Annotated in this window: 17 protein-coding genes and 1 pseudogene; 13 read left to right on the top strand and 5 right to left on the bottom strand. The window is 72.1% G+C overall.

Going from position 1 to position 21,040, the window contains the following annotated elements; translation table 11 throughout:
* Positions 1-111: 111 nt before the first annotated feature.
* The 4 genes from NBH00_RS11040 to NBH00_RS11055 all read right to left on the bottom strand — a co-directional run bounded on the left by NBH00_RS11040 (position 112) and on the right by NBH00_RS11055 (position 3,993).
* Positions 112-858, bottom strand: a complete 747-nt coding sequence (locus tag NBH00_RS11040) for a dienelactone hydrolase family protein (protein ID WP_302182733.1) — start codon at positions 856-858, stop codon at positions 112-114.
* 318 nt (positions 859-1,176) lie between these two features.
* Positions 1,177-1,794, bottom strand: coding sequence for an LmeA family phospholipid-binding protein (locus NBH00_RS11045; RefSeq protein WP_254573388.1), 618 nt, complete (start codon positions 1,792-1,794; stop codon positions 1,177-1,179).
* A 166-nt stretch (positions 1,795-1,960) separates the two neighbouring features.
* The gene (locus NBH00_RS11050; RefSeq protein ID WP_254573389.1) at positions 1,961-2,545 is read right to left on the bottom strand and encodes a TetR/AcrR family transcriptional regulator; all 585 of its coding nucleotides are present in this window, start codon (positions 2,543-2,545) and stop codon (positions 1,961-1,963) included.
* A 140-nt stretch (positions 2,546-2,685) separates the two neighbouring features.
* The gene (locus NBH00_RS11055) at positions 2,686-3,993 is read right to left on the bottom strand and encodes a cytochrome P450 (protein WP_254573390.1); all 1,308 of its coding nucleotides are present in this window, start codon (positions 3,991-3,993) and stop codon (positions 2,686-2,688) included.
* A 226-nt stretch (positions 3,994-4,219) separates the two neighbouring features.
* On the opposite strand from NBH00_RS11055, the gene NBH00_RS11060 reads away from it, so the two are divergent.
* The 11 genes from NBH00_RS11060 (at position 4,220) to NBH00_RS11110 (ending at position 18,473) form a co-directional block, all read left to right on the top strand.
* Positions 4,220-4,996: an MlaE family ABC transporter permease gene (locus NBH00_RS11060; RefSeq protein ID WP_254573391.1), complete on the top strand. Its 777-nt coding sequence runs from the start codon at positions 4,220-4,222 to the stop codon at positions 4,994-4,996.
* On the top strand, positions 4,993-5,793 hold the full coding sequence (locus NBH00_RS11065) for an MlaE family ABC transporter permease (RefSeq protein WP_254573392.1): 801 nt from the start codon (positions 4,993-4,995) through the stop codon (positions 5,791-5,793). The genes NBH00_RS11060 and NBH00_RS11065 overlap by 4 nt, the downstream gene beginning before the upstream one ends.
* A gap of 7 nt (positions 5,794-5,800) precedes the next feature.
* Entirely contained in the window at positions 5,801-7,174 is a 1,374-nt protein-coding gene (locus tag NBH00_RS11070) for an MlaD family protein (RefSeq protein ID WP_254573393.1), read from the top strand.
* Positions 7,171-8,547 carry an MlaD family protein gene (locus NBH00_RS11075; protein ID WP_254573394.1) on the top strand — a complete coding sequence of 459 codons (1,377 nt, stop codon included), beginning with the start codon at positions 7,171-7,173 and terminating at the stop codon, positions 8,545-8,547. The genes NBH00_RS11070 and NBH00_RS11075 overlap by 4 nt, the downstream gene beginning before the upstream one ends.
* Positions 8,544-9,983, top strand: a complete 1,440-nt coding sequence (locus NBH00_RS11080; protein ID WP_254573395.1) for an MlaD family protein — start codon at positions 8,544-8,546, stop codon at positions 9,981-9,983. Before NBH00_RS11075 ends, NBH00_RS11080 begins: the two co-directional genes overlap by 4 nt.
* Positions 9,980-11,752, top strand: coding sequence for an MlaD family protein (locus NBH00_RS11085; protein ID WP_254573396.1), 1,773 nt, complete (start codon positions 9,980-9,982; stop codon positions 11,750-11,752). Before NBH00_RS11080 ends, NBH00_RS11085 begins: the two co-directional genes overlap by 4 nt.
* Positions 11,749-13,014, top strand: a complete 1,266-nt coding sequence (locus tag NBH00_RS11090; protein WP_254573397.1) for an MlaD family protein — start codon at positions 11,749-11,751, stop codon at positions 13,012-13,014. Before NBH00_RS11085 ends, NBH00_RS11090 begins: the two co-directional genes overlap by 4 nt.
* Positions 13,014-14,420, top strand: coding sequence for an MlaD family protein (locus NBH00_RS11095; protein WP_254573398.1), 1,407 nt, complete (start codon positions 13,014-13,016; stop codon positions 14,418-14,420). The genes NBH00_RS11090 and NBH00_RS11095 overlap by 1 nt, the downstream gene beginning before the upstream one ends.
* A gap of 148 nt (positions 14,421-14,568) precedes the next feature.
* A complete protein-coding gene (locus NBH00_RS11100) occupies positions 14,569-16,203 on the top strand; it encodes a flavin-containing monooxygenase (protein WP_254573399.1) in 1,635 nt (544 codons plus the stop codon).
* A gap of 19 nt (positions 16,204-16,222) precedes the next feature.
* Positions 16,223-17,605 carry a serine hydrolase domain-containing protein gene (locus tag NBH00_RS11105; protein ID WP_254573400.1) on the top strand — a complete coding sequence of 461 codons (1,383 nt, stop codon included), beginning with the start codon at positions 16,223-16,225 and terminating at the stop codon, positions 17,603-17,605.
* A gap of 25 nt (positions 17,606-17,630) precedes the next feature.
* Positions 17,631-18,473 (top strand): short-chain dehydrogenase/reductase, encoded by an 843-nt coding sequence (locus NBH00_RS11110; RefSeq protein WP_254573401.1) that lies wholly within the window; start codon positions 17,631-17,633, stop codon positions 18,471-18,473.
* A gap of 48 nt (positions 18,474-18,521) precedes the next feature.
* On the opposite strand, the pseudogene NBH00_RS11115 reads toward NBH00_RS11110, so the two are convergent.
* Positions 18,522-18,767: pseudogene (locus NBH00_RS11115) on the bottom strand (transposase); the annotation flags it as partial.
* Between the two features lie 223 nt (positions 18,768-18,990).
* On the opposite strand from NBH00_RS11115, the gene NBH00_RS11120 reads away from it, so the two are divergent.
* Both NBH00_RS11120 and NBH00_RS11125 read left to right on the top strand, forming a co-directional pair.
* Positions 18,991-20,274: a cytochrome P450 gene (locus NBH00_RS11120; protein WP_254573403.1), complete on the top strand. Its 1,284-nt coding sequence runs from the start codon at positions 18,991-18,993 to the stop codon at positions 20,272-20,274.
* Between the two features lie 51 nt (positions 20,275-20,325).
* Positions 20,326-20,985, top strand: coding sequence for a TetR/AcrR family transcriptional regulator (locus tag NBH00_RS11125; RefSeq protein WP_254573404.1), 660 nt, complete (start codon positions 20,326-20,328; stop codon positions 20,983-20,985).
* Positions 20,986-21,040 lie beyond the last annotated feature (55 nt).

Raw genomic sequence — 21,040 nt, forward strand, 5'->3', positions numbered from 1 at the left:
GGCTCGAAGATGTGATGATCGCTCACGGGGCGTCGTCCTCTGCGAAGGCCGGGGACCGGGCGAACGGGGTCACGCCGGCATGTGTGCGTGGCCTCGGCGATTGTCGCGGGTTCAGGTTCGATCCTCACCGTCGTCGGTCGGGGTCCTCGCGCGTGGGTTCCGCAGATGCTCATCGAAGAACGCGACGATGCGCGACCATGCGTCGTCGGCGGACGGCTCGTGGTAGTCGAAGTGCGTGACACGCAGCAGCGTGCCGATCACCGGGCCACCGCCGATGTGATTGAGGAAGCTGTGACCGGCATCCGGGTACTCCTTGATGTCGTGCGGGATCCCCAGGGTGGTCAACGCGTGCTCAAGCCGCTCGGCGCGACCTCTCAGGGTCAGGTCGCGGCGGCCGAAGCTCGCGACGATCGGGCAGGCGCCGCGCAGGCGCTCGACAGCGTCCTTCGGGACCTCGCCGTAGTTCACCGAGGCAGCCTGGAACTCGTACTGCGGCGCGCAGTGCACCGCAAAGCCACCGCCCATACAGAACCCGATGATGCCGACGCGGCCGTTGCAGTCGGGGCGCTCGCTCAGCGATCGTCGCGCGGCCTCGAGGTGCTGGTAGGCGCGGCCGCCGCCTGAACGCGAGGCCTGTAGCGTGGCGAGCACGCAGCGCAGTCCATCCCCGGCGTAGAGGTCCGGTGCCAGCGCGAGGTATCCCGAGGCAGCGAGCCGGTCGGCTTGACTGCGGATGTCGTCGCTGAGGCCGAGGGCGTCGTGCACGACGACGACGCCGGGCCACGGTCCGTCGCCGGGAGGGACTGCGAGGTGAGCCGGTCGTGGGCCGGCGGCGGAGGCATAGGTGAGATCAGCCATCACAGCTCCTTGCAGTCGACGCTCGCGGGTCGCGCGTCCGTCGGACTCCGCAGTGAACGTCGCGGCTCACGGCTGACGACAACGCCGGTCGTGACCGGGCGCCCGAGGTCGCGCGATGCCGTGCTGGTGCGCTGTCCGGGGCCGTGTTCATCGCGGTTGACGGGACACGGCGCGGCTCCGACGAATCTCGGAGCGATGGCGGGAAGCGCGTGGTCCTTGTTGCGGCGGTCGGCCGTCCGGTGGGAATGTACTGAACGGTGGGGTTCAGGTGATCCGGTCCGGTTGAGCGTGGCGCGAACGCTTCTCACCGCGATGGGCTTATCCGCGGGGTACGCGGGCGGCGAGGGTGACGTGGTAGCCGTCAGAGCGTGGGGTGGTGCGGATCGACTCGATCGCGATCCGTGGATCGGAGAACAGCGTGAAGGTGAGGAGGTTCCCGAGGAGCGGGAGGGTGGGGCTGGCCACGAGCGCGCCGTCCTGGGCGGACACGACGGCGTCGATGCCGACCTGGGCGCCGAGGATGTCAGCAGTGGTGCGGACGACGAGGTGGCCGGCCGAGCCCCGACGGGCGTTCATCGTCAGCTGCGGAGGAAGCGCGTGCTGGAGGTCCTTCGTCGCCAGTGCGGCGGACACGCTGAGCTGCGCGTGATGCAGCCGGGCGCGGACGTGGTGGACGGTGAGCGGCCCCTCGTGCAGGGTGTCGATCGTGACCTGGGCGTCGTCGACTCGGTGGGCCTGGCTGGCCAGTTCGGTGGCGCGGTCCACGCTGGTGTCGAGCTTTTCGAGATGGATCTGGACCGTGTCGGCGTGTCCCCAGAGCAGCTCGACGGCCGGGAACGCGCTGACGTGGACGCGCTTGACGACGCCGTCACGGCCGAGCTGGTGGCGGATAATCGAGGCCGCGAGCGCGGGCAGGACGAACTGTGCGGCAAGCAATACGGCACCAACGACGCCGGGGACCACGACGAGGGTCCGGGGCCATCGGCGCGGGTCCCGTGGGTTCCGGACCTGGTGGGTTTCGCTGGCGAGGACGGGTGCGTGCGGGCGCGTGCGGGTGGTGGTGTCGTCGACTGCGGCGCTGGAGGTCGCGGGCGCCGACTCTTCAGCCACGGCGTTCGAGCGCGGCCTGGAGGTATTGGGCGAGTTGGCGAGGGGCGTCGGCGTCGGTGTCGTCGCGGCGGAGGCGACGGTCGGCGGCGATCATCAGGCATGCCCCCACGGCGAACATCACCACGAGGCGGGCGGAGAACTCGCCGTGCTCCCACTCGTCGTCGTGTTCCTCGATGGCGGCGGCAAGGCGATCGATGGCGGGGGATACGTGCGTCTCGTAGAACGGGCGACTGCGGTCGCCCTGGGCGAAGAGCATCACCCCGAGCATCGGTGCGAGATCGCTGACGGCGCTGAGCAACTCGCTTAGCAGCTCGGTGAAGAACAGGTCCCGGTTCGCGGCGAGGGCCTCGCCGGCGTGCTCGCCGAGTTGCAGCAGGCTTTCCACGCGCCGGCTGAGGGGCTCGGCGATCGCGGCCTCGAAGAGCTCCTCCTTGGAGGCGAAGTGGCGGTAGAGGACGGCTTCGTTCACGCCGGCCTCGCGGCTGATGTCCTGGATCCGCGCCCCGGCGAACCCGGCGTTGACGAACACGCGTGCGGCCGCCGCGATGATCTGGGCTTTGCGTTCGGGGGCGGGCATGCGCCGGCGGCCGGCGGCCAGGACGGGTGCGTCGGGATCGCCGGTTGTCATCGTCCCGCGCCGCTCGGCTCGGGAATGCGGTGCGTGTGGTGGGGTCTCATACGTGGTGCCCGACGGTACTCATCGTGCGTCGCCGGACATCAGGTGACCGCAGCTCGCCGGATGGTGCGGGCGCCGTGCTCGGGGACGAAGAACACGGTACGCCGACGGATGCGCTCCGGTTCGGGGCTCGCGGGCTCCAGCCGTGCGGTCTCGAGCACTCGCCGGATCACGACCTTCATCTCCAGCGGGGCGAAGCTCGCACCGAGGCACCGTCGCGTGCCCCCGCCGAAGGGGATCCACTCATAGGTCGAGGGCCGCGTGTCGAGGAAGCGCTCGGGGCGGAAGGCCTCTGGATCGGGGTATATGTCCTCCCGGCGGTGCACGAGGTGGACGCACGGTGCGACCGTGACACCCGGTTCGAGCACGTGCGGCCCGATCTGCAGCGGCTCGTGCAGGACACGCGCGACGAACGGGACCACTGGCCGCAGCCGCAGCACCTCGTCGATCACCGCGCCGAGGTAGGCCTCGTCCCCGGTGGCCAGCTCGGCCACCAGCTGGTGCTTGACCGCGGGGTGGCGGTGGAGGAGCTCGAACGTCCATGCGAGCGCGGTCGCTGTCGTCTCGTGGCCCGCGACGAGCAACGTCATCAGCTCGTCGAGGAGCTCGTCGTCGCTGAGGCCCGTCCCGTCCTTCGCGCGCCCCTGGATGAGCATCGAGAGGATGTCGGTCCGCTGCTCCAGGTCGGGCGCCGCGCGGCGCTCCTCGATCTCGGTGCGCAGCAGGCTGTAGGCCTGTGCGCGCACCCGCTGAAAATCGCCCCAGGCCTTCCACGGGCCGATCTCGCGGCGCAGGACCGGCACCATCAGCGCGAGGTTGAAGGCGAGGTCGTTCTCCATCATCGCGACGAGCGCGGCGCGGACCTCGTCGTAGCGGCGCCCGTGGCGCAGACCGAACACCGCACGCATGATGACCTCGAGCGTGAGGTCGGCCATGGCCTCGCGCATCGCGAAGGGCTCGTCGATCGGCCAAGCGGCGACCGCCGCGTCGACCTCCTCGCGCATCACGCCGGTGTAGAGCTCCAGCCGGTCGCCGTGGAAGCGCGGCAGAAGGATGCGGCGGTGGTCCAGGTGGCGGGGCCCGTCGAGGCTGAGCAGCGACGACACGCCGGCGACCGGTTCGACACTTCGTCGTGCCGCGTCGCCTGCGCGGGCGACGGACGGTCCGGTCTTGAAGACCTGCTCCACGTGCTCGGGGTCGGCGAGGAAGACGATGCGGCCGGTCGCGAAGCCGAGGATCCGGGCCGAGAACACGTCGCCGTACCGGCGGCGTCCGCGCTCCAGGAAGCCGTCGATGCTGCGCAGGAACTGCGCGGTCTGGATGGCGGCGGGAGCCGATGATCCGGGCACGCGCGAGCTGCGTCCGAGGGGGGTGGTGCGGGGTGGCTCGACGGCGGCGGGGGGGCTGATGCTCGACATGGCGACGCGGTGTCCTGACCTCGAATGCGGTTCACACTTGCAATCCCACGCTAACACAAGTAAAGATTGACTTACAATGGGTCGAGGAGGAGTGAAGGTCATACGCGGGATCCCGCCCCGGCATGCGGTGGGGACCTCCGGCGTCCCCGCGACGGCGGTGGCGGGCACCGGTCCGCTCGTCCAGGTCGGTGGCATGGTTCAGCTCGCGCTGCAGGTCGCCGCTCGCAGCGTCCGCCCACCGCTGACCTACGGCCCGGAGCTCGCCGTGCAGGTGCGCGCGACGGTGCGCGCGGCCGTGCTGCCGGTCATCCTGACCTCGTTCGCGCTGTCGTTCGGGCCGGCGGGGATCCAGGCATCGGCGTTCTTCTCCCTCCTCGGTGCGATCGATCGGCTCGGCAGCGCCTACGAGCTCATCGTGGTGCGCGAGTTCGCCCCGCTGGTCACGGCGATCATCATGGCCGGGGTCATTGGAACGGCGATCTGCGCCGACCTCGGCGCGCGCCAGGTGCGTGATGAGATCTCCGCGCTCCGTGTTCTCGGCATCGACCCGGTGCGCTCCCTCGTTGTGCCGCGCGTGCTTACGGTGGTCGGCATCGCCGTGTTGCTCGACGTCTTCGCGATCGTCAGCGGCCTGGCGGGGGCACTGCTCGTCGTCGTCCAGAACGGGGCGTCGGTCTCGGCGTTCTTCACAACGTTTTTCGCGGCCGCAACACCGCTGGAGCTCGCCTCCTCGCTCGTGAAATCGGCCGTCTACGGGGCGGTGATCGCGATCGTCTGCTGCCACAAAGGGCTGACGACATCGGGCGGCCCGGAGGGCGTCGGCCGATCGGTCAACGAGGCGGTCGTGATCGCCTTCCTGGCGATCGGTGCCATCGACTACGTGTTCTCCCAAATGCTGCTAGCGACCCATCCGATCCTCTCGGAGCCGCGATGAGCACCCGCCGAGCAGCATCCCCCGCCGGCAGGGAGACCTCCTTCGGTGCAGGCGCGTACTTCTTCTGGCGGGTCGTCCGCGGCGGCTTTAGCCGCCGAGCGGTGAGGTACGCCGGCGAGGTGGCGCGGCAGGTCGGCATCCTCACGACCGGATCGGCCCTGATCGTGCTCGGGTTCGTGTTCGCGCTGGGGCTTGTCGTCGGGATCCAGGGCTCCTACGGGGCGCAGATGGTCGGCACGCCATCCGCCGCCGGGGCGATCACCGCGATCGCCGACCTTCGCGAGATCGCGCCGTACGCGTTCGGGTACATGATGTCGGCCAAGGTCGGCACCGGCCTGGTCGCCGAGATCGGGACCCGGCGCATCACGGAGGAGATCGACGCGCTGGAGGTCATGGGGATCGACTCGCTCGTGTACCTCTGCAGCACACGCCTGCTCGCGTCGTGGATCCTGCTGCCGTTCGTCTACGCCACCGCGATCCTCGTTGCCTTCGCCGGCTCGTTCATCTCGGTCGTCGTGCAGATCGGCAAGGTCTCCGCGGGCGGGTACCTGGAGCTGTTCTGGAAGTTTCAGAGCCCCGGCGACTATCTCTTCTCCGCGTCCAAGGGCATGGCGATGGCGACGTTCGTCGTGCTCGTCGGCTGCTACTTCGGCTACACCGCGCGAGGCGGCCCGGTCGAGGTCGGCCGCGCGACCGCCCGCTGCATGCTGATCAGCCTCGTCGGCGTCCATGTCATCGGCATCGTCGGCAGCCAGCTCTTCTGGGGCGGCTCGGCCCGGCTCCCGATCGGAGGCTGAGGGACGCATGGGCATCGTGATGTTCGCTGGCCGGCGTCGTGAACTGAGGAGGTGGCTGCCGCTGCTCGCCGCTGCCGCGGTCGTGATCGGCGCCCTCACCGCGATCGTCCTGCGCGACGCCGGCGGGTACACGCTGCACGCGCGGTTCGCCGACGCCGGACAGCTTGTGAAGGGCTCCGCCGTCCGGGTCGCGGGGCGTCAGGTCGGAACCATCACCAAGCTCCGCCTGACCGATAGCGGCCAGGTCGACGCCACGCTGAGCCTGCGCGGTGGCGAGGGACCTCTACCCGCCGGCACCCACGCTGCCGTCCGCGCGACCGGTCAGGCCGGGCTGGCCAACCGCTACGTCGAGCTTGACCCCGGCCCCGTCGGGGCGGGGCCGCTGCCCGACGGCGCCATATTGACCCTGCGCTGGACGCGCGGCATCGTCGACCTCGACCAGGTCTTCACGACGCTCGACCCCGCGACCCGCGCGCAGCTACGGGGGCTCATCGGACGCAGCTCGGAGATCTTCGCCGGCTCCGGCGCACGGACGTTCAACACGATGCTCCGCCGCCTGAACCCGGCGATGCTCGCGATCACGAACGTCACCGGCGAACTGGGCGCCGATGATCACGCACTGGCGGCTCTGGTCCGCGACTCCGCCACGGCGGCCGGCGCGCTCGCCCGCCGCAGCGGCGCGCTGGAGGGCTCGGTCGAGCACAGCGCCGCGGCGCTGAACGCGCTGGCCGACCGCCGTGAGGCGCTCGGCCAAGTGCTCGTGCGCGCCCCGGGAACGCTCACCCGGGCGACACGGACGCTGCGGCACGTCGACACAACGGTCGCGCGGGTCCGTCCGGCGCTACGCGATGTCGTGCCCGCCGCAGCCCCGCTGCGCGATGTGCTGCGGCAGCTGGCCGCGACGCTTCCGCGGCTGCGGCCGGTCCTGCGGCAGCTCCGCGGGCAGCTTCCGGACACCCGCGCGTCGCTGACGGGCCTCGCGCGGCTCGCCGCCCCGGCGGCACAGGCACTCGGCTCCCTGCAGGGCGCGCTCACCGCGTCTGCACCGATCATCCGGGGGCTGCGGATCTACGGGGCCGACTTCGTGCTCGGCGTCACCAACGGGCTCGCGGGCATCATCACCTCCAACTACAACCGCGTCGGGCACTACGGACGGCTGAACTTCGTCGAGAACCCCCAGACGCTGCTCGCCGGCATCCCTGCCAGCATCCTCAGCAAGCAGGCGCTCGTCCCCGGGCTGCTGAGCACCCGGACCGGTGTGACCGCGCTGTGCCCCGGCGGCAACCAGCCACCCGCCCCGGACGGATCGAACCGCGTGGTCGTGGACCGGTCGCTGTGCGACCCGTCCCAGAGCATCCCGGCCTCGGTGAACGGCGGATGAGGCGCCGACCGGCCATCGGCGCCGCGCTCGCGGTCGCGGTGCTCGGCGCGTTGCTGCTCGCCTGGGGAGGGGGCAGCAGCGGCTCGAGCTACCGCGTCGACGCGGTCTTCGACACCGCCAAGGGGCTTGTGCCCGGGCAGACGGTGAAGATCGCCGGCGCCCGCGTCGGGCACGTCGTCGGCGTGCAGCTCGTCCCGGGACCGGCCGCGAAGATCCAGCTGAAGATCCCCGGCCGGTATGGGCCGTTCTCCGTCGACGCGCACTGCCGGATCCTGCCGGAGGGACTGATCAGCGAGAACTACGTCGAGTGCGACCCGGGGCGCTCCCGCGTGCACCTTCCCGCCGCAGCAGACGGGGTCCCGACGGTGCCCCGCGCGCACACCACCGTCCCGGTCACGCTGCAGAACGTCATCGACGTGTTCGCGGCGCCGACGAGCGAGCGGCTGCGCATCGTGCTCAACGAGCTCGGGATCGCCACGGCCGGGCGTGGCCGCGAACTCAACGCGGTGCTGCGGCGCGCCAACCCGTCGCTCACCCAGGCTCGCGCGCTGACCGCAATCCTCGACCGCCAGAACCGCACGATCGGCGATGCCGTGGACCAGACCGACCGGGTGCTCGGCGCGCTCGCCGGCGACCGCCGCGCGGTGCGGACGTTCGTCGGCCGCGCCGCCGACCTCAGCGACACCCTGGCCCCGGCCAGCCATGGGATCGCCGCGACCGTCCGGGGCCTTCCGCAGGCGCTCGCGAGCACCGACGCGACGCTCGGCCAGGTGCGGCGGCTCACCACGCACGCAACGCCGCTCCTGCACGATGTCCGTGTCGCCGCGCCCGCGCTCGGCACGACCGCAAGAGTGCTCGGGGCCTTCTCGCGCCGTGGCGGGCCGGCGGTCGACGCGCTGGCCCAGGCCGCCAGCACCGGCCGCCGCACGCTGCCGCCCGCCTCCCGGCTCGTCGGCGCGCTGCGGCGACTGGCCCGGGCGGCGCAGCCGGTCGCACCGCAGTTGCGCGACCTCCTCGTGAGTCTGCGAAACACCGGCGGGATCGAGGGAGTCCTGAACCTCGGATACACCCTGGCGTCGATGTCCTCCGGGTACGACGCCGTCTCGCACATGGCGGGCGTCTACATCGGCGTCGCGCCGGGCTGCATCGTCGCGAACCTCCTGAACACCGCGCTGCCGCCCGGCTGCGATCACCGCTTCGGCGCCCCGGGCCACGGCACCGTCCCCGTCAACGCCCCCGGCGCCGGGCCGCAGGACCAGTTCGACACGGTCCTCAGCGGCGCCCGCGCCAACCCGGCCGCCCGCCGCGCGCTTCCGAGTGCGCCGGCCAGCCGCCGCACCGCCTCCGCCCTCCTGGACTTCCTGCTTCGATGACCTCCCGCCACCACCGCACCGCCGCCCGTGAGCGCCGGCTGCTGCCACTGCTCGGCGGCACGACGCTCCTCGCCGTCGCCCTGCTGGTGCTCGTGGCCTTCCGGGCCAACAGCGGGCTGCCGTTCGCCTCAGGCTATGAGGTCACCGTCGAGGTCCCCGACGCCCAGCGCCTGGTCGCCAACGACGCGGTGCGCATCGCGGGGATCCGGGTCGGCCGCGTTGCCGCCGTCACCGCCGTGGCCCGACCCGGCGCCTCCCCGCGGGCCCGCATCCGGCTGCGGCTGCAGCCCGATGTCGGGCCGCTGCCCGTCGACACCGCCGTGCGCCTGCGGCAGGCGTCGGTCCTCGGCGCCAGCTACGTCGCCGTGACCCCGGGGACGTCCAGGCGCACGGTGCCCGACGGCGGCCGCCTGGCGGCCGCACGCGCAACGGGCTCGGTGCAGCTCACCGACCTGCTCGACGTGTTCGACCGCCAGACGGCGGCGAGCATCACCCGCACGAGCAGGCAGTCGGCCGCCGGGCTGGCCGGCCGCGGCTTCCCGCTGGGGGCGACCATCGGCCATCTGGGGCCGACGCTCGGCAGCCTGTCGCGCGTTTCCGCCGCACTGGCGGCACCCGCGACCCGCCTGGAGCCGCTGATCGGGTCCTACCGCACGCTGATGCGCGAGGTCAGCGGAGTGCGCGGCGAGCTGACCGGCCTGCTGGAGGGCGGTGGCACGACCTTCGGGACGCTTGCCGGTGAGCCGCGGTCGCTGCGGCGCCTCTTCGACGTGGCGCCGTCCACCGAGCTCGCGGTGAGCTCGAACTTCGCCCGCCTGGGCCCGACCCTGACGAGCCTGAACCGCACCGTGTCGATCCTGCGGCCGGCCGGCCCGCTCCTGCAACCCTCGCTGCAGGAGACCGGCCGGGCGCTGGGCGCCGGCCTGCCGCTCCTGCAGCGCCTGCCCGCCACCGCCCGCCGCCTGCGCGCGACCTTGGCCACGCTGCGCCGCCTCGCGCTGCGTCCGTCAGCAGCCGGGAGCCTTCGCCGGGGCGCAGACGTGGCCGCGGCGCTCGGCACGACCCTGGACGTCCTGACCCCGGCCCAGGTGACGTGCAACGTGATCAGCCTGTGGGGCGAGAACTTCGCCAACGGCTTCGGGTCACTCGGCTTCAACGACGGCCCGAGCGCGGCATCGGTCTTCCTCACCCACCTCGGCGCGTCCAATGAGATGCTCCAGAACGCCAAGCCCTCACCGAACGTCGCGATCAACAACAACCCGCACGAGACCAGCGATGAGTGCGAATCCGGCAACGAGCCCTACCAGGGACGGCAGGCCATCGGCAACCCGGCCGGGCTGCAGTCGACTGCCACGCGCCGGACCCGGCCGCCGGCCGGGACGCTGGAGCGGGCGCGCTCGGTCGGGCTCATCACCCCAGACGAGGTGACCCCATGAGGCCCCGCAAGCAGCGGCGGCGGCGGCCGCCCGAGCGCATGGCCGCCGCCGTCGCCCTCGGTTTGATCGCGGCCATGATGTACCTCGCCTTCGGGCCCGGCAACCCGCTCGCCCGGCGCTTTGAGATCTCCGCCGAGGTGACCTCGACCGTCGGACTGCGCAACGGCAGCCCGGTGCGGATGGCCGGGATCCAGATCGGCGAGGTCACGGCGATTCGCCGGGGCGGGGCCTCCACGGCGACGATCGTCCTGCGGCTTGACGCCCACGCCGGGCTGCACGCCGACGCCTCCCTCGCCGTCGCCCCGCGGCTGCTGGTCGAGGGCAACTCCTACGTCGACCTGCACCCGGGAACCCCGACCGCGCCCCCGCTGCACGACGGCGATCGTCTGCCCCGGGCGCGGACGTCGGCGCCGGTCCAGCTGGACCAGGTCCTCAGTGTCCTGCAGCCCGCCACCAGAGCGGCGCTGCGGGCCGGGATCCGGGAGCTTCACGGCATGCTCGGGCAGGGGCCGCACACCGACCCCGCCCGCAGCACATCAGGGGCCGCCGCCCTGCGCGGCGCCTCGGGCGAGCTCGCCCGGGCGCTGCCGTCCTTCACCCGCGTCGCCGAGAGCCTCCGCGGCACCCGCCCAGGTGACCTGCAGCGGGCGGTGGCCGGCGCACGCGACGTCGCGGCCCAGCTCGCCGCCGACCCGGCGCGGCTCGGTGCCCTGGTCGGCCACTACGACACCGTGATCGGCGTCCTCAGCGCCCGGGACCGCAGCCTGCAGCAGAGCGTGGACGGACTGGCGCTCACCCTCCGGCGGGCACCCGCCCAACTCCAGCAGATCGACGCCGGCCTCGATCCGCTGGCCCGCTACGCCGACCAGGTGCGCCCGGTTCTGCGTACCGCTCCGCCGCCGCTCCGGGCCGCCACCGCGGCGCTGGCGCAGGTGCAGGCCGCGGCCGGCCCACGTGAGCTGCCGCGGCTGCTGAGCGCGCTGCGCCCCGTGACCTCGTCACTGCCGGCCCTCACCGACGAGCTGACGCGGACGACGGCGCTGGTGGACCAGGCGAGCCGCTGCGTGAGCCGCAACGTCGTGCCGACGCTGAACAAGGAGCTCCCCGACGGCCGGCTGTCGAGCGGACGGCCGGCCTGGCAGGACCTGCTGCACATGGCCGCCGCGCTCACCGGCACCTCACCCGGCTTCGACGGCAACGGCGGGACGCTGCGCATCAGCATCGCCGAGGGCGCGAACGCGGTCCGCGGCCTGCTGCCCGGCCTCGGCCCGATCGTTTCCTCCGCCAACCTCGAAGGGGTCCGCCCGCGTTGGCTCGGCCCTGGAGCCACGCCGCCGTTTCGCCCGGACGCGCCCTGCACCGACCAAGCGCTCCCCGACCTCGCCAAGCGCTCTGCCCCGGGGCTGCCGACCGGGCTGCGGCGTGTGGCGGAGCCGTCGCTGTCGACGGCGGCCGCGCAGAGGAAGGCAGCGATCGTCCGCGGCATCTACGGGTCGCGCGCGGACCGCCTGTCCCTCTACCGCCGTCTCATGCGCGGCATCGCCGCGCTCACGCCCACGCCCCGCCCGGCCCCGGCCACGCCAACCACCCGGCGACCTCTGCTCCCGGGGCTCCCGCTCCCATCGCGGCCGGCGGCCCCAACCCCGGCGCCGGCGACCGGACCCGACCGCGTGCCGCCGGCCCCCACCACGGCGCCGGCGCCCCTGCCCGCGGTGACCGAGCTGCTGAAGAAGCTCCTGCCCGGCCTGGGCCCCGGACGGCGGCCATGAGCCTTCGCGCCCGCATCACGCTCGCGCTCTTCGGCGTGCTGGTGCTCGCCGGCATCGCCTCCGGGAGCTACGTGCTCGTGCACCAGCGGCTCACGCTGCCCGGCACGGACACCTACGACGTGGCGATCGACCTGACCGCCGCCGATGGCGTCGCACCGGGGCTCGGCCAGCCCGTCCGCGTCGCCGGGGTGAAGGTCGGGTCGATCTCCGCGGCCCGCATCCACGACGGCCTCGCGCGCGTCACCCTCGAGATCGAACGCGGCACCCTGCCACACGTCTACCGCGACGCGCGAGCAGCGCTGGTGCCGATCACGCCACTTGAGGATCTGCAGGTCGACCTGAACCCGGGGACTCCGGCACGCGGCGAGCTTCCCGACGGCGCGGTGATCGGCGTCGCCCGGACGGACGCGCCGGCGCCCTTCTCCGAGGTGCTCTCCTCGTTGGACCGCGACACCCGCGACTTCGTCGCCTCCCTGATCGCCAACGTCGCCGATGGCACCCGAGGACGGGCCGCCGGCGTCCGCGAGGCGCTGCGGAGCCTCGGCCCGACCACGGCTCAGCTCCGGGGTATCACCACGCGCCTGGACCGGCGGCGCCACGCCCTCGCGCGTCTGGTCCACAACCTCTCCGCGGTGACAGCGGCGGCCGCCGACGACCGGGCGCTCGCGCGCGTCGTCGCGTCCGGGGACCAGGTGCTGCAGGCCGTTGCCGGGCAAGAGGCCGCCCTGGACGCCGGCCTGCGGCGCCTCCCCGGGACCCTTGACACCGTGCGCACCACCCTCAGCAGCACGGGCACGTTCATGCGCGAGCTCACCCCGACCCTCACAGCCCTCACCCCGCCGACGACGCAGCTGCCGGCGACGCTGCGTGCCTTAGGCCCCTTCGCGAAGGCCACCACCGTGGCCCTGCGGCAGCAGATCCGGCCGCTCGTGCGCGAGGCCCAGCCCACGGTGCGGACGCTCGGCGAGGCGGTCCCGTCGCTGCGGCGGACCGCGCCGGCGGCATCCGCGACGCTGCGCGCCACCAACTACGCGCTCAACGAGCTGGCCTACAACCCGCCGGGCGACGACGAGGGCCTGCTGTTCTGGTTTCCGTGGTGGTTTCACAACTACGGGTCGATGTTCGGGGCGCAGGACGCCCACGGCAGCGCGGCCCGCGCCATGGTCCTGATGAACTGCCAGCAGCTCACCGGTCTCGTCGGCCTCGGCGACATCCTCAAGACCGTGCTCGGCACGTACTCGCTGTGCAAGGGCGGTGCCTGATGGAGACGCGTCTCCCGCCCTGGCGGTCGCTCGTCCTACCCGGGCTGTTCGTGCTCACCTGCATCGTCGGCGGAATCTTCATGTGGCGCAGCTTCGGTGGCGACACGCCGCTGCAGGCGCGCGGCTATCGCATCAACGTGCCGCTCACGGACGCCCCGAACCTCTTCCCGGGCTCCGACGTGCGGATCGCCGGCCTCAGCGTCGGTAAGATCACGCGCGTCACACGGCGCGGCACGACCGCCGACGCCCAGTTGGACATCCGCCCCGAGTTCGTCCCCGTGCGGGCTGGCACGCGCGCGACGCTGCGCAGCAAGTCGCTGCTGGGCGAAGGCTTCCTGGAGCTCACCCCACCCCGCCGGAAGACACGCGCGATCCCCGACGGGGGCGCGCTGCGGGCGGCGGACATCGTGCCCGCCCAGCGCCTCGACGACGTCCTGGGGACCTTTGACCCCGCCACGCGCGCGGACCTGCGTGCGCTGGCCCGCGGCCTGGCACGGGCCACCCGAGGTGCCGGCGGCGACGTCAACCAGACGCTCGGAGAGGCCGAGCCGGCGACGGCCGGCCTGCAGATGACGCTCGGTGTGCTGGACCGGCAGGGCACCAGCCTGCGGCAGCTCGTGGCCAACTCGGCGACAGTCGTGTCCGCCCTCGGCCGACACGAGGGCGCTCTGCGCAGCGCGATCACGGGCGCCGGCCGGGTCTTCGCCGTCACCGCGGCCCGCAACCGGGCGCTGCGCCGGACCGTCCGGGCGCTGCCCCCGTTCCTGGTCGCCCTCCGGGGCACCGCGCGGACCCTGGGCGCCGCGAACGCCGACCTGCAACCTGCAGCCTCGGCGCTCGCAGGCGTGGCGCCCGCCGTCCGGCCGGCTCTCTTGCAGCTGCGGGCTGTCGCCCCGGAGGCCCGCCGCACGCTCGACGCGGTCGCGGCCACGCTGCCGGCGGCCGATCGCGGGCTGCCCGCGCTGCGCCGGATCCTCGGTGCGGCCGCGCCAGCACTGGACGCGCTGCATCCCGTGCTACGCGAGGCGCTGCCGGTCCTCCAGTTGCTCGCGACGGTCCGTGACTCGGCGGTGACGACGTTCGCCGGCGTCAGCCAGATCCACAACGGCACCTTCCTCGCCGAGGACGGCCGCGTGCAGCACTACGCCAACGGGATCATCACGCTCTGGAACGAAAGCATCGGCGGCTGGGTCAGGCGCCTGCCCTCCAACCGCGGCAACACCTATCCCAAGCCCGGGTTCCTGGACAAGATCGCCACCGGCCTTGAGTCCTTCGACTGCCGGCACGTGCACAACCCCAACTACCTGCCGCCGTTCGGGGGCACGCCGCCATGCATCACCCAGGGACCGTGGACGTTCAACGGCGAGCGGCGGTACTACCCCACGCTGCAGCCCGCCCCGCCATGAGGGCGGCCACGCCACCGCACGACCGGCGCACCAAGACAGTCGCCAGGGCTCGGGTTGACCAGAACTTCACCGTAGTAGATACTTACTTCATTCCGCACCGGGGCGGTCCGCCGCTCGGGAAAGCCCGGAAACCACCCAGGGAGACGACATGACGCACCCGCCCACACGGTCCAGCACGCGGCCGGCGTACGACCTCGGCGCCGATGGCCTTGATCGCGAGCTCGCGCTCAGGCTCTCGCTGCCCGAGGGTGCCTCTGCCGAAGCCGAAGCGCCCGTGGACGGTGAGATTCGCCACGTGGAGACGCTGATCCTCGGCGGGGGGCTCTGCGGTCTGGCGGCCGCGATCGGCCTCAAGCGCGACGGTCGCGAGGACTTCCTCATCATCGAGCGCGGCCGGGCGCTCGGCGGCACCTGGCATCACAACCGCTACCCCGGATGCGCGGTCGACATCCCCTCGCACCTGTACTCGTTCTCGTATGCCATGAACCCCGACTGGGGCCGCGTGTACGTCGAGCAGCCCGAGCTGGAGCGCTACATCCAGGACACCGCGCGCGGCTTCGGGCTCCACGACCACCTTTCGCTCGACACCGAACTGCTGGAGGCGCGGTGGGACGAGGAGGCGCAGCGCTGGCAGGTCACGACGAGCCGCGGCCGGATCTGTGCGCGGTTCTTCGTGATCGCGGCGGGGCCGCTTCACGACCCGGTCATCCCGGGCCTTCCCGGCCTCTCGAGCTTCCGCGGCCCGATGTTCCATTCGGCGAACTGGCCGGAGGACGACCGTGACCTGACCGGACGCCGCGTGGCGGTGGTCGGCACCGGGGCCTCCGCGGTGCAGTTCATCCCGCGGATCCAGCCGAAGGTCGCCCAGTTGACGGTCTTCCAGCGCACCCCTGGGTGGGTGCTGCCGAAGATGGACTGGCGCACCACGCGGATCGAGCGCTGGCTGCTACACCGCGTGCCAAAGCTCATGTCAGCGGTCAGGGCGGCCCAGTGGCGGGTGCTCGACGCGTTCCTCATGGGCACCGTGCACCATCCGCGGGCGGCCGCGATCGGCCACCTCGCCGGACGGCTCAACATCCGCCGCGCAGTCAAGGACCGGCGCCTGCGCAAGACGCTCACGCCGCAGTACACGCTGACCTGCAAACGGGCGATGTTCTCCAACGAGTACTACCCCGCGCTCGCCAAGTCGAACGTCGAGGTGGTGTCGACCGGGGTCAAGGAGATCCGCGAGCACTCGATCGTCGGCGTCGACGGCACCGAGCGGGAGATCGACACGATCATCTTCGGCACCGGCTTTCACGTCATCACCACGCACCCGATCGCGGACCGCATCCGCGGACGCGGCGGCGAGACGCTCGCCGAGTACTGGGACGGCAGCCCGCGCGCCTACATGGGCACCTCGATCGCCGGGTTCCCGAACTCGTTCATCATGTTCGGCCCGAACATCGGCACCCTCTCGGGCTTCGTCATGGCCGAGTGCCAGGTCGACTACCTCACCGCCGCGATCCGCGCGATGGACGCCGCCGGCGTCGAATCGATCGACGTGCGCGAGCAGGCGCAGCAGGCCTTCGTCGACGAGATCGACCGCGGCGTGGAGGGCACGACGTTCCTCGTCGGAGGCTGCACGAGCTACTACATCGACACGGCCGGGCGCGTCGCCCTGGCGTGGCCGTGGACGATGCGCTCAATGCAGCAGCGGCTCTCCCGCTTCGATCTGACGGCATACCACTCACGCACGGCCGAGCCCGTGCCCGTGCCGCATCCGGCCCGGGCGACGAGTTAGACGCACCGGCACCGCGGCCATGGCCCCCGAGAACTTCATGGAACGACTGCACACCGTGGACGGCAGCTGCGACCCGCGCTTCGCGAGGGTGCGAGAAGAGTTCGAGCGCAACTTCGCCGAGCGCGGCGAGCTCGGCGCCTCGGTCTGCGTAATTGTCGACGGCGAGCCGGTTGTCGACCTCTGGGGTGGCATCGCCGACGAACGTGACGGCCGGCCCTGGCAGCGCGACACGATGAACGTCGTGATGTCCTGCTCGAAGGGCCTGACGGCGATCTGCGGCAACATGCTCATCGACCGCGGCGAGCTTGACCCCGACGCACCGGTCGCCCGCTACTGGCCCGAGTTCGCCCAGGCGGGCAAGGCCGACATTCCCGTCCGGATGGTCTTCAACCACCAGTCCGGGGTGGCGCACGTCGACGAGCGGGTGCCGCCCGGCGGCATCAACGACTACGAGCTGATGGTGGCGCTCGTCGAGCGCACGACGCCGTTCTGGACCCCCGGAACCCGTGCCGGCTACCACGGCCTCACCGTCGGCTGGCTCGTCGGCGAACTCGTACGGCGAGTCAGCGGCCGCACCGTCGGGACGTTCTTCCGCGAGGAGGTCGCCGAACCGCTCGGCCTGACCGACTGCTGGATCGGCCTCCCCGAGGCGCAGGAGCACCGGGTCGCGCGGTCGATCCCGTTCGAGCTGCCGATCCCCGAGCTACCGCCGGCAGCGCAGCGCCTGCTGGACCCGACCGGACGGGCGTTCAGGGTCCTCTCCCGCGTCGCCGCCGCGAGCCCGGCTGTGCAGCGGCGGATCGCGCGTGAGCTCGCCCGCCACGTCGACGCCGCCGACCTGCCGCCGAACCTGATGGCCCGCCTCGCCCAGCTGGATCCACTGCTGTTCGCGCTCATGGGAAACATGGGCGACTGGCTGCCCGACCACTTCGACACCCCGGTCGCCCACGCGGCGGAGGTCCCCGCCGGTGGTGCCGTCGCCAACGCCCGCGGGCTCGCCGGCGCCTACACGCCGCTGGCCCTCGGGGGCACGGTCGACGGCGTCCGCCTCGTCAGCGCGGACGGGATCGCCCGCATGCGCCACCCGCAGTCCGTCCACGAGATCGACGCCGTGCTCGGCATCCGCACCTCCTACACCATGGGCTTCAGCAAGTCCTGGCCCAACCCCGGGGTCGCGGACTCCTCCGTGATCATCGGCGAGGACGCGTTCGGCACCCCGGGCATGGGGGGCCAGATGGGCTTCGCCGACCCCGCCTACCGCCTCGCGTTCGGATACACGATGAACCGCCACGGCGTCGGCACCGCCCTGAACGCCCGCGGTCAGTCGCTGATCGACGCGACCTACGAGATCCTCGGCTCGCGCGGTCGCAAGCTGGGGTTCTGGGCCCGACCCTCGTCCTGACCGCCGTCCCCCCGAAAGGCATCCCATGAAGACCCAGCTCCCCCTTCCCGGAAAAGTCGCGCTCGTGACCGGCGGCGCGCGCGGCATCGGCTTCGAGACCGCCCGTCAGCTGCACGAGCGCGGCGCGTCGGTCGCCGTCCTGGACCTCGACCTCGACGCAGCGCAGAGCGCCTGCGAGCAGATCGGCGCACGCACCCTGCCGCTCGCCGCCGACGTCACCGACTCCGCGGCGCTCCGCCGCGCCGTGAGCGTCACCGTCGAGCACTTCGGTGGTCTTGACATCGCCGTGGCCAACGCCGGCGTCGCGCCGCCGATGAAGCCGATGACGAAGATCGGCGGCGAGGTCTTCGAGCGGATCGTCGAGGTCGACCTGCTCGGCGTCTGGCGCACCGTCGACGCCGTCCTGCCGCAGATCGTCGCCCGGCGCGGCCACGTCGTCGTCGTCGCCTCCGTGGCCGCGTTCGCTCCCGGCGTGCTGTCCGCGCCCTACGCGGTCAGCAAGGCCGGCGTGGAGCAACTGGGCCGCGCGCTACGCACCGAGCTGAAGATCCACGGGGCCAGCGCCAGCGTGGCGTACTTCGGCTTCATCGACACCGACATGGTGCGGGACGCCTTCGACGGCATCGGCGACCCGGTGGCCCAGCGACTACAGGCCCTCTTCCCGAGCTTCACCCGCAAGCGCCAGACCCCCGCCCAGGCGGGCGCGGTCGTCGTCAACGGGATCGAGCAGCGGGCGGCACGGATCATCACCCCGAGCTACTGGCGCGTGTACTCGGTGCTGCGCGGCGTCCTGAACCCGATCATCGACCGCTCGATGGAGCGCGACAAGCGGCTGCTAGAGGCGATCCGCGTCGCCGAGCGGGCCTGACCAGGTCCAGCCGACGACGGGTCCGTGGGCCGGCACCGCCGGACACAGTCACTGGGTCGACCCACACCGGGCCACGCACACCGGACGGCCCCACAAGGCAATTCGACGGGGCATCCTGGTGGCGCACGCGGACCGCGCGATCGTCGGCTGGTTCGCGGGAATCACGCAGAATGCGATGTCCTCCACGCAGCGCCGCTCGACGCCCGGGGAAGATCGCTCGCCGATCGCGAAGGCGTAGAGCACGAGCGCGACCATCATCGCGGGGTCGAACGTAGCGCGACCCTGCCCATCCTCGCGATACGCGGACCTCCGGGTCGCCGAACGGCAGGTGGTTCAGGGCGTCGCCTTCCGGTATTGTAAACAGTCAGTGACTTAGCCCCGCAGGCTGCGCCCGCCCCCACGTGACGACCCCGAGGAGTTCGACATGCCCGCCACCGCTCGACGCCATCCGGCGGCCCTTCCAGACGACGGGCCGGCTCACACCAGCCGGGGAGCCGCGGCAATCCCGGGTCCCCGGATGCCCGCGGCGCTCCAGGCCGCCGAGTTCCTCGCCCGCCCCGGCGTCTTCCTGGAGCGCAACTGGCACCAGTACGGCGATGTGTTCAGCCTCCGGATCAAGGGCTTCGGAACGGGCCGGCACGTGGTCCTGGCCGACCCGGCCATGATCGAGCAGGTCTTCAAGGGGAGCCCCACCGACCTGCGCCTCGGGGAGGTCGCCGACAAGTTCCTCACACCGATCACCGGGCCCTCCTCGCTGCTTGTGCTGGACGGCGACGAGCATCTCGCCCACCGCCGGCTGATCCTGCCGCCGTTCCACGGCGAGCGCATGCTCGCCTACGCCGGGATCATGGCCGAGGCCACCGACCGCTCCATTGAGCGGTGGCCGCTCGACGAGCCGTTCGCGCTCCGCCCGCGCATGGCCGACATCACGATGGAGGTCGTCATGCGGACGGTCTTCGGCGTCGAGCAAGGGCACCGCTACCAGGAACTGAGCGCTGCGCTCCTCACGCTGCTCGGCAACACGAACGTCGCAAACGTCCTCTCGCTCGCCTTCCCGCGACTGCGCCGCGACTTCGGTCCCATCCGCACCTGGTCGAACTTCCAGCGCGACAAGGCCCGCGTCGACACGCTGCTCAACGCTGAGATCGCCCGGCGTCGGCAGAGCGACCTCGACGACCGCGAGGACATCCTCTCGATGCTGCTCCTCGCCAACCGCCGGGACGGGGCGAAGCTGTCCGACGACGAGCTCCACGACGAGCTCATCACGATGCTGCTCGCCGGGCACGAGACGACCGCCTCGGCCCTGGCGTGGACGTTCGATCTGCTCCTGCACCACCCTGAGGTCCTCGCCACGCTCCAGGACAGCCTCCGGCGGGGCGACGACAGCTACCTCGAGGCGACCGTGCAGGAGGCGCTGAGGTTGCGACCGGTCGTCGCCACATCGCAGCGGATCCTCCACGCCCCGATGGCGGTCGGCGACCACGAGCTCCCGAGCGGGATCACAATCCTCGCGGGCATCTGGCTCGTCCACCGACGGCCTGACATCTACCCCGACCCGCTCGCCTTCCGGCCGGAGCGCTTCCTCAACAAGCGGCCGGGCACGTACACGTGGATCCCGTTCGGCGGTGGGGTCCGGCGCTGCATCGGTGCCAACTTCGCGCCCATGGAGATGAAGGTGGTGCTTCGCCAGGTGCTTACGCAGGTGAACCTCACGGCGGCCTCCCCGAAACTCGAGCGACCCGTCAACCGGGTCGTGCTGCTCGCCCCGCGACACGGGACCATGGCCATCCGGCGCCGCTGACGCGACCCGCCGGGGCCGGGGCCGGAAGGTCGGTCCGGTAGCATATCGATGGTGGCGCCGCGTCCTGCACACGATGGACCCGACCGCAGAACCAGCGTCACGCGCGTCCGGTTGGCCGCCGCCGACCGACGCGAGCACATCCTGGACGCAGCCCGTACGGTGTTCCTGCGATCCGGCCTCGCGGGGGCCCGGATGCGCGACATCAGCGTCCTGGCCGGGATCAACCAGGCGCTCATCTACCGCCACTTCGACTCAAAGCAGGAACTGTTCGAGGCCGCCATCGCCAAGCCGTTCGAGGACACGGTAGAACGCCTCCTCGCCTACGGGTTCGACGCAGACCGCTATCTCGAATCGCCGGAGCTGCGGCGGGAGAGGCTGGCGAACCTCCTCCACACGCTGCTGACCGGCCTGGACTACCTGTTGCCGCTGCTGAGCGTGCTGATGTTCGCCGAACCCGACCGTGGGCGAGAGTTCTATCGCGAGCGCGTGGACCGGACGATCGACGTGTTCGTGGAGCAGATCGAGGCGTTCAGCGACACGTGGGAGCATCGGGACTTCGATGTCCGCCTCGTGGTGCTCTCGGGGCTCGCCACCTGCGTCGCGGTCAACCTCGACACGAAGCTCGGTCACGCATCCTCCTCCGACCGCGCGCAGCTCGCCGCCGCCCTCGCGGACAACATCCTCCTCGGGCTGGAGGCATGTCCGGGCTGAACGGCCGGGCCCGCGGATGGCACGGCGCGAGGGCGTCGCCGGGCGGCGGACGCTC

Origin of the sequence: Paraconexibacter antarcticus, assembly GCF_024220175.1 — a bacterium.
Taxonomy (GTDB): domain Bacteria; phylum Actinomycetota; class Thermoleophilia; order Solirubrobacterales; family Solirubrobacteraceae; genus Paraconexibacter; species Paraconexibacter antarcticus.